Raw genomic sequence first — 12,252 nt, 5'->3', positions numbered from 1 at the left:
GCTGAAGATGGAGCCATAGGGGCCGGAGTTGAGCGCACAAGCTTCTCGGACAGGCTGGCAGAGCGCAGTAGCCGAATGCGACCAGTGCCACGACCGGCAGGGTGGACAGCAGGCAGCGGCGGACTGTCGGGGAAGGCCGTACCGCCCCTCGGCCGGTCCTCTGCGGATCGACCAGAACACCAGCACGTTCGTCCCGTACCTCGTGCCCCGTGATCGATCGCACGAACTGACGGTACGACGAGCTTGATAGCCTCATCAGGCCAGTTGAGCCTCATCCGAGGCCAGGGAATCCGGTGCGAATCCGGAACTGACGCGCAGCGGTGAGGGGAACGGGCGGGGCACGCGAGCCACTGGGAGACCGGGAAGGCGCCTCGTCCGGACGAACCCGAGTCCGAAGACCTGCTGGCACCTCCGCGCCCCGGCGTGGAGGACATCCACAGTCCAGGCTCCGCGTACGAGCCCCGACCCCGAGGTCTGCCCTTGCTCCCCACTCCCGCCCGTCACGTCAAACCCGCCCTGCCGGTCACCGCCGTGCCGGCCACCGTCTGCGGCGGCCCGAAGAACGACACCGAGGACACGACGAGGTCCGCCGCCGCGGGCTACCCGGATCGACACCCGACCTTGTTGCCGCATCGCGCCTCTCGATCCTCGGTAAGGGCGACGTCGCGAGGTGCGAGCAGTTTGAAGGGTGACGCATGACATCTCGCGAGCGACCTGACGAAGCCCCTACGGAGCGAACCCTCGTCGAACCGGCGCCGTGCCGCGTCGTCGTCTGCCGGGACTGCTGCTGCGGAAGCCCGAAAGTCACCGGAGTGGATCACGCCCGGCAGACAGCACGCCTGGCCGAGAGCGCACCGGTGCGCATCGCGGCCTGCCTCGACGTGTGCGAACACGCCAACGTGATCGTCGTCCAGCCCTCCGCCGCCGCACGTGCCGCGGGCGCCCGCCCGGTCTGGCTCGGCCTCGTCAACGACCCCGATGCCACGGACGACATCGCCGCCTGGGTCAAAGCCGGTGGCCCCGGCGTCGCCCCTTGCCCCGACATCCTCGACCTCTACGTCTTCACTCCGCCCCGGAGGGCGCGATGAGCGCGAAAGCCGGCCTGGTGGACACTCTTTCTCTGGTCCGCCATGAATGCTGGGGCGGCAGTGTCATGGCGCGGGTCGGTGAACTGATGACGATCCGAATCGTTGCGGCGATGCGCCAGGATGTGACAGCTCGTGATGTCGTCGATCCCTGATCGGGAAGTCACGCATCGGGCCACGAGTCGGGCCACGAGTCGGGTCACGCATCCGGTCACGCATCGTCCGGGAGTGGTTCGCCGGTCTCCAGGAGCGACTTCATGCTTGCCACCACGTTCGGCCAGCCGTGGCTGACCATCCCGGCCAGGCTCGACCCGGGCTCGAATCCGTCGTGTACGACGGTGAGCTTCACGACCTGCGCGGCGGCCTCCTCGATGGTGAAGGTGACCTTCGAGCGGGCCTCGCCGGACAGCTTGGCGAGCAACTCCTCGTCCCAGTCGAAGCGTTTGGCGAGCTCCGGGGTGATGGCGTGCCAGGTGTAGGAGAGCCGGCTGCAGGGCTCGGCCTCCAGCACGACCTGCTTCGGGTCGCTGATCTGTACGCCATGGTTGTCCCAGGTCATCGGTGAGCCCACGGACCAGTCCGTGGCGAACTCCGTGGACCAGTAGCGGCGGGTGAAGGCGGGCTCGGTCAGCGCCTGCCAGAGCTTTTGCGGGGTGGTGCGGATGTAGGTGGTGTAGACGAAGGTCGGCGCAGCGTCCATCGCGGTCTCCTCCAGGGCGAGTTTCAGGTCCGCCAGGGCTTGGACCCTGGTCCGGTCGTAGCGGCTGATCCACCGGTGAGCGATCTCGTGCACGGGCGCTGCGTTGAGGTAGTGCAGCTTCTCCCGGCCCCGCCGCACGGTGGTGACGAGCCCGGCCTCCTCCAGCACCGCGAGGTGCTTGCTGACGGACTGCCGGGCCATGTCGAGTCCTGTACACAGCTCGCGCAGGGTCTGCCCGTTGTGCGCGTTGAGCGAGTCGAGCAGTGCGCGCCGCGTCGGATCGGCCAGCGCCTTGAACACCTCGTCCATGCCCGTCCCCGTACCCAGGCCTCCGCCTGTCAATATGCAGCCTTCCGGCTGCCTTTAATTTAGGCAGCCAATAAGCTGCATGTCAAGGTCGGCCCCCGCAGCCGGACGAGGGTCGCCGGGCCCCTGCACCGTTCGGCGGTGCCGAGGCCGAGCGAGTTCGCCTGGATACGTATGGACGAAGCACGCGGGAGGGCATCTGGATATCTGGTCGACGGCTGCCTGGCGGGCGCTGACTGGCCCTCAACACGTCATCAGCGTCGGGGATTCGGTCGAGGTGACCACAGGGATGCGGCCGCTTTGCCTGTGTGTCGCACCTGGTCGGCGGTCAGGCGCCGCAGGTCCCAGATCAGCTCGGCCACGCCGGCCGCCGCCGGCTCCCGAGTGTGGGGCTCCTCGGAAGGCGGGATGCCCATCAGGGCGCCCAGGTCCTCGGCGGGAATGCCCAGCACGGTCCCGAAATCGGCCACGAGGTCGGGGGTCACCTCCTTGCGGCCGGCGCCCACCATTCCGTACGTGGACGGGGACCAGTACCGGCCGGTCAGGGAGTGGAAGACCCTGGCGATGCCCATCCAATGCAGGTTCCTGTATCTGAGCATCCGGACGAGCAGGGCCCCGGGCGGCCCCGGGGGCGGGACATCGACCCGCGGGAACGCCGGTGACTGCACGACCTTCCGCTGTGGCAACGACCGGACTAGGTGGAGCAACTCGCTCTTCTTCTCGGACGGGAGCTCTACGGCACGTCTCACGACCTGCGGAACCCACCTCCCTGCCTCTGCGTCCAGAGGCGAAAGGTCGTCCGGAACCGTCGCCCCCGCGATCACGAATACGTCTGCGGCATGGAGGCCGAGTGCGGGTCCGAGCCGTCGGAGCAGGGACGGGCTCGGCGCGACGCCGGCGAAGACCCTTTGGAGCTCGGGTTCGGGGACTCCGGATTGCCGTGCCAGAGTGCCGATGTCCAGCTTCCTGTGATCCAGCAGCCTTGCCAGAAGCACACCGAAGCCCGGATATCCCGTCATGCCGCCAGCGTAGAAGGGTGATCACTCACCTGTCCGCTGGTTCGGACGGCATCGGGCAGGGCGAACCCCGTCGCCAAGGCGTCGGCCGGAGTGCCGACGCCGCGGGTGACCTCACGGGAGGCCCCGCCATGGAGTTCGGGGCATGCCGGTCCCGGGATTCGGCGGGCCGGCGGTTCGGTAATCGCTGGCCGGCGGCCCGCTACTCGTAGCGGTACTTCAGTGAATCCGCCTCCGTCTGCTCGATGTCGGCGATCGTCAGCTCCGGCATCCGCAGCTGGGCCAGCGTCACCTCGGCCGAGGTCGGCTGGGCGTCCGCCGACAGCCACTGGTCCGGCTTCCAGGCCCCGCTGCGCAGGAGTGCCTTGGGGCAGTGCGGGTAGACCTCCTCGATCCCCAGCACCAGCGCACTGGCCGGCGGTTTGCCCACGGCGGTCAGCTGAGACAGCAGCTCCGGGCGGGTGGAGACGCAGGCCCGGCCGTTCACTCTGAGCGTCGTGGTGCGCCCCGGGATGATGAACAGCAGGCCGGCCCGTCCCGTGGTGACGACATTCTGCAGGGTGTCCAGACGCTTGTTGCCGGTCGCGTCCGGTATCGCCACCGTCCGTGTGTCCAGGACGGCGACGAACCCGGCAGGGCCGCCGCGCGGGGAAACGTCACAGTTGCCCTCGGCGTCCGTGCTGGCGACCAGGACCAGCGATGAGCATCCGATCAACCGCTTGGTCTGTTCGGTGAGTTCGGTCATCTGCTTGCGCACGGCGGCGTCGCTGGGGAGTTCGTAAGCCCGGCGCAGTGCCTCCTGGTCGGGCACGGCGTCGAGAAGGAGCGAGTCGAAGGCACTGCCGGCAAGGGGTGACGTCATGCCCCCGACCCTAATGGGCGCCGATCCGCGATGGATCTTGGTCCTCCGCAAGACGTATGTCCAGGGCCATCACGACACCGCGGCGTCCCGGTAGTGCCCCAGGTACCGGAACGCGCCGTCGACGACCTGGAACTCGAACATCCCGTCGTGGTTGTAGCCGTACCCCGACTCGTACTTGACCGTGCGGGTGATGCCGGCATACGTGATCTCGGGCATCCGGCGGGCGATCGCGCCCCGTTCCGTCAGCGTGGTGCCGTCCTTGTCGCAGGCTTGGGCCAGGAACATCACGGCGTCGTGTGCCTCCGCCGCGTACCAGCCGGGGTCGGCGCCGAAGCGGGCGCGGTAGGCCGCCGTGAACGCGCGGGCGGAGGCGCGGGCCGTCGGGTCGGTGAAGGAGGTGGCGAAGACCCAGCCCTTCGCGGCGGCGCCGGCCGAGGCGAGGAACCGTGGGTCGAGCGCGCGTTCCGTCGCCAACCGGGCGCCGGTGAACCGGGCGGCCGTGAGCGCGGACGCGAATCCGGCGGCCCGGGCCGCGTCGCCGGTGAAGACGACCGCGTCCGCGTGGGCGGACTTCACCATGGCGGCGAGCGACGCGTAGTCGATCCTCCCGGCGCCCACATGGGTCACCGTGGTGTCGCGGCCGTTGTGCCGCAGCGCCTTCTCGGCCTGGTCGCACACGGTCCAGGCGAAGTCGCCCTGAGCCCGGTCGTCCACGAGGAACACATGACGGGCGTCGAGGTGGTTGCTGAGATAGCGAACGCAGGGGGCGGCGAGAAGCTCGTACGTGACGTGCAGTGCAGCATGGCAGTGGAAGATGTTCGTGCCGAATGCCGAACTCAGTGTGTCGGTGCCCACCGACACGGACACGACGGGCATCACCGCTTGGGTGTACGTCTTCTCGGTGGCGCGGAAGCAGGCGTCCGTGGTCGGGCCCAGTACCCCGAGCACCTCCGCATCCTTCGCCAGCCGGGCGGCCAGCTCGTCGGCCCGCCTGGTGTCGCCACCGTCGTCGTACGACCGCAGCTTCAGCCGGAAAGTACGGTTCTTCTGGGCGTTGAGCTGTTCGACGGCCAGCCGGACGCCGTTGAGCTGGGCCTTCCCGGTCTCCTTGTGGGCGCCGGTCAGATCGCCGTGGAACGCCACGACCAGTTCGGGGCGCCGAGGGCCGGTCCCGGACGACGTGGACGTTCCTGGCTTCGCCCGGGTGCTCCACCACCAGGCCCCGCCACCGCCCGCCGCGAGGAGTCCCGCTGTCGAGCCGAGGCGCAGGAAGCCGCGGCGGCCGACCGCGCGCAGGGTGGGGCGGGTGGCGGTGACGGCCGTCAGCGTCGCGGCCTCCGGCGACGCCGCACTCGCCGTGCCGGCCGTGCTCGACGGTGTGGGCGCGGACACCTGGGTCGGCTCGATCGCGCCGATGGTGAGCACGGCGGCGGACCTGTCGTTGATCAGCCGGGTGACCGACGCGGGCAGCCAGTCGGACGGTTCGGCGGAGTCGCCGGCCATCTCCTCCTCGAGCGTCGCCCGGAGTCGCGCGAGGCTCGGGCGGGCGGCCGGATCCTTGTGCAGGCAGGCTCTCAGCAGGGGTGCCGGACCGTCCGGGAGCGCCGCCGGATCGGGCTCTTCGTAGATCGTGCGCAACAGCACCCCGGCCGCCGCGCCGCCGCCGAACGGCCGTATCCCGGTCGCGGCGAACGCCAGCACGCACCCGAGTGAGAACACGTCGGTCGGCGGGCCGATCTCGCCGCCCCGCGCCCGCGCCTGCTCGGGCGCCAGGAAGCCCGGCGAGCCGACGATCACGCCGCTGGAGGTGAGGGCGGTGGCGTCCGGCGCGCGGGCGATGCCGAAGTCGATGAGCCGTGGCCCGTCCGGAGCCAGCAGGATGTTCCCCGGCTTCACGTCACGGTGTACGAGACCGGTCCCGTGCACCGCATCGAGCGCCTCGGCGAGCCGTACGCCCAGCACCCGAACGGAAGCGAGCGAGAGCGGCCCGAAGGCATCCACCGCCTCGGCGAGCGAGGGCCCCGGCACGTACGAGGTCGCCAGCCACGGTGCCTCCGCGTCGGCGTCCGCGTCCAGCAGCGGGACCACCCAGCGGCTGCTGACCTGCCGGGCGGCCTCGACCTCACGGCGGAAACGGGTCCGGAATCCGCTCTCGTCGGCGTAGGAGGACCGGACCGTCTTCACCGCGGCGATCGCCCCGCCCGGCGCACGGGCCAGGAAGACCACGCCCATGCCGCCGGCACCCAGCCGCCGCAGCAGACGATAGCGGCCGATCCGGGACGGGTCGCCGGCCCGCAGCGGCTCCATCAGGCGGTGAGCGGCGCGGGGCCGTCGTACACGAACGCACCCCGGTCCACCCGCCAGAGGAAGCCGCCGGTGCCGTCCATGACCATCATGCCGATCTTGTCGAAGGCGAACGTCTTGGTGATGCCCTTGTACTTTCCGGCCCGCACGGCCGTGAGCAGGTTCTGCCGGGTGCGGCCCTTCGACGGCAGCCCGGCCAGGGCCTTGAGCAGCATCCCGGTCACGTCGTAGGCCTCCGCCGCGTACCGGGGCGGTGCCTCCTTGAAGCGCTCGCGGTAGGCGGCGGCGAACTTCCGCGCCTCGGGTTTGCGGGTCGCGTCGATGACCGGGGCCACCATCACCCAGCCCTCGGCACCTTCCTGAGCCTGCGTCAGGAATCTCTCGTCCAGCAGCGCCGGGCCGGAGACCCGCGCACCCGTGAAGGAGCGTTCCCGCAGCGTCGCGGATATCAGCGCCGCCCGGTCGGGCAGACCGGCGAAGAACACGGAGTCGGCGCCCGCGGACAGCACCGCGTCCACCGCGCCGCCGAAGTCGCGGCGCATCGCGCTGACCACTTCCGGCACGGACGGGTACGGGATGCTGCCGAGCGCGTTGGCGAGGGAACTGCCGAGATTCGTCCCGTAAGTGCCGGCCGGCCGGTCGACGACGATGCCGACCTTGCGCGATCGCGCGGTGCCACGCAGGTAGGCGCTCACGTAGATGGGCAGAACGGCGTCGGGCAGCCGTGCGTTCAGGAACGAGCGGAACCCCTGGATGGACAGGGCGGTCGTGCCGGGGGACACGCCGACGACCGGCAGCAGTCCGGCGTCGTACGTCGCGAGCGCCGTCTGCCCGGTCTCGTCGGTGGTCGGGCCGACGACGGCGAGGACCGCCGGATCGTCGGTGAGCTGCGCGGCGAGCCGGGCAGAGGCCGCCGGATCGCCCCCGTCGTCGACGGCTTTGACCTTCACGGCGAACGGCGCGTCGCCGCGCGCGTTGAACTCCGCGACCGCGAGCCGCAGTCCGCGTTCCTGGGCCCGGCCCGTCTCCCGCTGCGGGCCGCTGAGGTCGCCGTGCAGGGCGATGGTGTGCACCGGCCGGCGCGAGGACGCGGCGTCGGCAGGGCTCTCGCCTCCCGGGCCGCCGTCGCGGGCCACCGCCCACCAGGCCCCGCCCCCGCCCGCCGCCAGCGCCACGGCCCCGCCGGCGAGCAGCAGGAAACGACGCCGGCCGGCCGGGAGGGAGTCCCGCGGCTCCGCCGGCCCGGCCATCTCATGCGTGTCGGGCTCCGCCGGGTCGGCAGCGGCCGGTGTGTCGGACGGCGCCAGCGTGTGCTCGATGTCCGGCAGCGCGAGCGCGGCGGCCGAGCGCTCGGCGATCAGCCGGGCGACCGGCTCGGGCAGCCACCCGGACGCGCCTTGGTCCCGCGGTGCGGCTTCGGACGTCCCCTCGTCCCGCGGTGCGGCCTCGGATGTCCCCTCGTCCCGCGGTGCGGCCTCGGAGGTCGCTTCGCCCTGGGCGGCGCCGTCGGCCGCCAGCTCCCGCACCAGCTCACCGGCATCCGGCCGCCGGGCAGGATCCTTCTCCAGGCAGCGGGCCAGCACCTCGAGCAGCCACGCCGGCACCCCCTCGAGGTCCGCCGGGTCGTGGACGGCCCGGTACAGCAGGGCGTCGACCGCTCCGCTGCCGAACGGCGCCCGCCCGGTCGCCGCGAACGCCAGGACACAGCCGAGGGAGAACACGTCGCTCGCCGGGCCGATGCCGTCCCCGCCCCGCCCCTCGGCCTGCTCGGGAGACAGATAACCGGGTGTGCCGACCACCATCCCGGTCGCCGTGAGCGTCCGGTCCTCCGGCGCGCGGGCGATGCCGAAGTCGATGAGCCGCGGCCCGTCGTGGGCGGTCAGCACATTGCCCGGCTTCAGATCCCGGTGGACCAGCCCGGCCCGGTGCACCTCGCCCAGCGCCTCGGCCAGCCGGGCGCCCAGCAGCCGCAGACCGCGCTCGGGCAGCGGCCCGTACGCGGCCACGGCCTCGCCCAGTGACGGTCCGGGCACGAACGCCGTCGCCAGCCACGGCGCCTCGGCGTCCGGGTCGGCGTCCACCAGCGGCACCACCCAGGGGCTGTCGACCCGCCGGGCGACCTCGACCTCGCGGCGGAACCGCTCTTTGAAGCCCGGCTCCTCGGCGTACTCGGCGAGCAGCACCTTCAGCGCCACCAGCGCGCCCCCAGGGGTGCGAGCCAGGTACACCACGCCCATGCCTCCGGCGCCGAGCCGCCCGAGCAGGCGATGGTCCGCGATGCGCGCGGGATCCGACGAACGCAGCGGCTCCATCAGCTGTCTCCTCCGAGCTCGGACTCCACGCGGGTGAGCATCGCGACGTTGGCGCGCGACGCGTACGTCCCCAACTCGTTGTCCGAATAGCCCTTGGCGCCCTTCACCGACACCGCGAGAGTCACTGTGCCGAGCCGGGTGACGTACCAGTAGTAGGTCTGCACGCCGCTTCCGGTGAGATATTTGCCCATTTCCACGACCTGGTCGTCGGAGTAGGTGTTGCTGCCCTGACCGTAAGGAGTGGCGGTCGAGATGAGTTCGGCGATCCGCTCGTCGGTACGGACCTGCTGCTGCCGGCAGCGCAACGGCTCCTCCAGCGTGGTGGCCAGGTGCTCGTCGGCCTCGCGCACGGTGGTGTGCACGGTGACCACCGCGCTCACCTTGAGCTCGCCCTTGCCGCCGGCGGCGGGAATCTCGCTGTAGCGGGACAGGGAAGCCAGGACGCTCTGAGGCAGCGCCCGCCGTTCCCACCGGCACTGCTCGTCCAGCACGGCGGCGGTGCCCGGAGTGCTCACGGCCGGCCGCTGCTCCCGGAAATCGGCGCCCCACGCCTGTGGTTTCAGCGCGACAGCCGCTGCCAGCGCCTCGGCCCGGCTCTTTGTCCTGGGCACCTTGGCGGGGTCCGCCTGGAACGGCGTCAGCGACGACGCGTCAACCGAGGAGGACGCGGACGCGGCCGCTGAGGGCGAGCCGGACGTGACGGCCGATGGAGAGCCGGACGTGTCTGTGGCGCCGGATCTCGAAGGTGCCGAAGAGCTCGGCCCGGCCGCCTTGCCGTCGTCCCCGGAACCGCAGCCGCTGAGCACCACAGCCGCCGTGGCGACCGAAGCGGCTAACCGCCAACGCCAAGTGCTCCTGCGCACAACGGTGTTGCCGTTGCTCATCCCCGCCCCCTCGCTCACGAGCCCCCGCTCGCGTGCCGTGATCGTACCGGCGGATACGAGGAGTGGGCGGGCGGTTACATGAATGGGACGGCCGAGTCGGTGTGCGTCGGTCCCGTCCCGGCGCGGTGTCCGTGCGTGAGTATCTTGGCCGTGCATGAGAACCGCAGCGCTCGTGCCCTCGAACCCGAGGAGGGGAAGCCCCGACGGGTCCGCCCCGCAGCGTGACTGACGGCTGTTCCACCTGAGTGCGGGGCTGAGAGCGGGGGAGAGAGCAGGCCGTGCGGGTCCGGACTGCTCCCTGTCGCACTGTCAGCGCAGGCCGCTGTAGGCGGCCATCACGATCTCCATGCCCCGGTCGTCCTCCTGCCGGTCCCGGTCGATCATCTGGTTCATGACATAGGCCACGGTCATGTGCGCACCGGGATCGCTCACGACCAGCGAGCCGCCCCAGCCGCCCCAGCCGAAGGTGTCGCCGAACTTGCCGAATCCGGCCGTCCAGGACATCGGCGTCCCCAGCACGCGGTCGTGGCCGCGGAACACCTCCTGCCACGCCGGCTCGCACCCCTGGGGGGACAGCAGTCGTACGCCGCCCGCCGACCCCTGGTTCGCCAACACCGACTGGACCAGGGCGACGGAGCGGGCGTTGCCGAAACCGTTCACCGCGGGGATCTGCGCACGGCGCCAGGGCACGGAGTTGGCGTCCTTGACCCGGACAACGGCTCCGGTGTTCTCCCGGCGGGTGCCGTCCGGGCCCGGCGGTGCACTGGCAGCGTACGCGTCGGTCAGTGACGGTGGCGGGATGAGCGGTGCGACGCGGTGGTCATGATCGGAGGAGAGCCCGATGTGGAAATCCGCGCCCAGCGGTTCGGCCACCTCTTCGGCGAAGAACTCGCCGGGACCGCGGCCGGTGATGCGGCGGACGATCTCACCCACAAGGAAGCCGAAGGTGAGCGCGTGATAGCCGGCGGCCGTTCCCGGCTCCCATTCGGGTGCCTGCGCGGCCAGCCCCGCCGTCACGCTCTCCCAGTCGTAGAGCTCCTCGACCGCCGTCAGCCCGGACAGGTCCGGTAGCCCCGCTGTGTGCGACAGCACGTGTCGTACCAGCACGTTCTCCTTGCCGGCCGCGGCGAACTCGGGCCAGTAGGCGGCGACCGGCGCGGACAGATCGAGCTCGCCCCGGTCGGCGAGAACCAGCGCGCACAGGCCGATCATGTTCTTGGTCGTCGAGTTCACGCCGGTGAGGGTGTCGCGTTCCCAGCCGACGGAGCGGTGTGCGTCGGCGTACCCGCCCCAGAGGTCGACCACCGGCTCGCCGTCGATGTAGACGGCTGCCGAGGCGCCCACGTCGTCCTTGCCGAGCAAAGCCGCAAGTGCCTCACGGACTGCGGCAAACCCCGGATCGCAAAATCCCCTAACATCGTTCATGGGCGTAAGCCTCAAGTAGTCCCAGGGCTTCCCGCCCGACAATTCCCGCACCGGTTTCGTCGGGCGGGGCGCGATCAGATCTTCTGCTCCTGCGGTGAGGCGGCCTGATGGGTCGCGCGGTCGGCCCGTCGGCCGACCGCTACCGCCTCCGCCCTGCGGTCTGCTGGCGGCCCGGCCGGTCGTCCTCGATCCCGGTCGTCCCCGAGCCCGGCCGTGTCGGTGGCTGTCCCACAAGGTAAGGGCGGATACGTGTGCTGGAGCGGCTGAATCAGGCGCTGGACCACCTGGAGGGCTGCCTCGACCAAGAGGTCGACATGGCCGAGGTCGCCCGGATCGCCGCGGTGTCGGAGTACCACTTCCGGCGGCTGTTCTCCGCTCTCGCAGGGATGCCGCTCGCGGTCTACGTACGGCGCCGGCGGATGACACTCGCCGGGGCCGAGGTGCTGGCCGGGGAGCTGACGCTGCTCGATGTCGCGGTGCGGTACGGGTACGGCTCGGGCGAGGCGTTCGCCCGGGCATTCCGGTCGGTGCACGGCATCGGGCCGGGCGAGGCCCGGCGCACGGGTGCGGTGCTCACGGCACAACCGCGCATGTCCTTCCGAGTCGTCGTCGAGGGGAGTACGACCATGCGGTACCGGATCGTGGAGAAGGAGCCGTTTCGGGTCGTCGGCAGGAAGGCCCGGATCCCCCTCGTGCACGAGGGGGTCAACGAGGCGGCCGCGGCGCACGTGGAGAGCCTGGACAAGCAGGCGATCGTCCGGATGAAGGAGCTGGCAGGCGGGGAGCCGGAGGGGGTCCTGTCGGCGGTGGTGTACCTGACCGACAGCCGGGAGGAGGGCGCCGAGGCGGACTACTGGGTCGGCGTGGTGACCGGTCCCGAGACGGTAGCCGAGGAGCTCGACGCCCTCGACGTGCCGGCCGGCACCTGGGCGGTCTTCGACAACCACGGGCCCTATCCGAGCGCCCTCCAGGAGCTGTGGCGAGACGTGTTCACGCAGTGGTTCCCTTCGAACCTGTACACGGCCCGGCCAGGCCCGGAGCTTCTGCTGACGCGGCCGGTGGAGATCGGCGCGGAGACCGGCTCGCAGCTGTGGATCCCGGTCGAGCGGGGCGGTGGGAGCGCCGGGGCGTGAACACCGTTACCTGGCAGCGGAGTTCGGGCTCAGCCGGCCGAAGCAGCCCAAGCGGGCCGTTCGTTCGACAGACCCCAGTCCTGATGGCCGTGGCCCTTGCCTCAACTGCCGCTGGTGCGTCCTCAATCGCCGGTGCGGCCTGGGTGCGGAGCGGCGTGGCGATTGGTCGGCGCGAGCACCCTTCCGATGGACGGTAACCCCATTCCATGCACACTTAGGGCAGCC

Annotated in this window: 10 protein-coding genes and 1 riboswitch; of the genes, 3 read left to right on the top strand and 7 right to left on the bottom strand. The window is 71.1% G+C overall.

The window, feature by feature from the left end; genetic code table 11:
* Window positions 1-244: 244 nt before the first annotated feature.
* A riboswitch (cobalamin riboswitch) is annotated at window positions 245-421 on the top strand.
* A gap of 274 nt (window positions 422-695) precedes the next feature.
* Window positions 696-1,088 (top strand): (2Fe-2S) ferredoxin domain-containing protein, encoded by a 393-nt coding sequence (locus OG410_RS01530; RefSeq protein WP_329297385.1) that lies wholly within the window; start codon window positions 696-698, stop codon window positions 1,086-1,088.
* Window positions 1,085-1,240, top strand: coding sequence for a hypothetical protein (locus OG410_RS01525; RefSeq protein WP_329297384.1), 156 nt, complete (start codon window positions 1,085-1,087; stop codon window positions 1,238-1,240). The genes OG410_RS01530 and OG410_RS01525 overlap by 4 nt, the downstream gene beginning before the upstream one ends.
* A gap of 56 nt (window positions 1,241-1,296) precedes the next feature.
* On the opposite strand, the gene OG410_RS01520 is transcribed toward OG410_RS01525, so the two are convergent.
* The 7 genes from OG410_RS01520 to OG410_RS01490 all read right to left on the bottom strand — a co-directional run bounded on the left by OG410_RS01520 (window position 1,297) and on the right by OG410_RS01490 (window position 10,894).
* On the bottom strand, window positions 1,297-2,094 hold the full coding sequence (locus tag OG410_RS01520; protein ID WP_329297383.1) for an ArsR/SmtB family transcription factor: 798 nt from the start codon (window positions 2,092-2,094) through the stop codon (window positions 1,297-1,299).
* Between the two features lie 251 nt (window positions 2,095-2,345).
* The gene (locus OG410_RS01515; RefSeq protein WP_329297382.1) at window positions 2,346-2,663 is read right to left on the bottom strand and encodes a hypothetical protein; all 318 of its coding nucleotides are present in this window, start codon (window positions 2,661-2,663) and stop codon (window positions 2,346-2,348) included.
* A 646-nt stretch (window positions 2,664-3,309) separates the two neighbouring features.
* Window positions 3,310-3,969 carry an MSMEG_1061 family FMN-dependent PPOX-type flavoprotein gene (locus OG410_RS01510; RefSeq protein WP_329297381.1) on the bottom strand — a complete coding sequence of 220 codons (660 nt, stop codon included), beginning with the start codon at window positions 3,967-3,969 and terminating at the stop codon, window positions 3,310-3,312.
* 69 nt (window positions 3,970-4,038) lie between these two features.
* Complete coding sequence (locus tag OG410_RS01505) at window positions 4,039-6,276, bottom strand: bifunctional serine/threonine-protein kinase/ABC transporter substrate-binding protein (RefSeq protein WP_329297380.1); 2,238 nt, start codon at window positions 6,274-6,276, stop codon at window positions 4,039-4,041.
* On the bottom strand, window positions 6,276-8,585 hold the full coding sequence (locus OG410_RS01500; RefSeq protein ID WP_329297379.1) for a bifunctional serine/threonine-protein kinase/ABC transporter substrate-binding protein: 2,310 nt from the start codon (window positions 8,583-8,585) through the stop codon (window positions 6,276-6,278). Before OG410_RS01500 ends, OG410_RS01505 begins: the two co-directional genes overlap by 1 nt.
* Window positions 8,585-9,196 carry a hypothetical protein gene (locus OG410_RS01495; protein WP_329297378.1) on the bottom strand — a complete coding sequence of 204 codons (612 nt, stop codon included), beginning with the start codon at window positions 9,194-9,196 and terminating at the stop codon, window positions 8,585-8,587. The genes OG410_RS01500 and OG410_RS01495 overlap by 1 nt, the downstream gene beginning before the upstream one ends.
* 582 nt (window positions 9,197-9,778) lie before the next feature.
* A complete protein-coding gene (locus OG410_RS01490) occupies window positions 9,779-10,894 on the bottom strand; it encodes a serine hydrolase domain-containing protein (protein WP_329297377.1) in 1,116 nt (371 codons plus the stop codon).
* A 251-nt stretch (window positions 10,895-11,145) separates the two neighbouring features.
* On the opposite strand from OG410_RS01490, the gene OG410_RS01485 reads away from it, so the two are divergent.
* The gene (locus tag OG410_RS01485; RefSeq protein ID WP_329297376.1) at window positions 11,146-12,027 is read left to right on the top strand and encodes an AraC family transcriptional regulator; all 882 of its coding nucleotides are present in this window, start codon (window positions 11,146-11,148) and stop codon (window positions 12,025-12,027) included.
* The last annotated feature ends 225 nt before the right edge of the window (window positions 12,028-12,252 follow it).

This window comes from Streptomyces sp. NBC_00659, from assembly GCF_036226925.1.
Lineage (GTDB): Bacteria > Actinomycetota > Actinomycetes > Streptomycetales > Streptomycetaceae > Streptomyces.
This window is presented reverse-complemented; position numbering and strand designations above follow the sequence as displayed.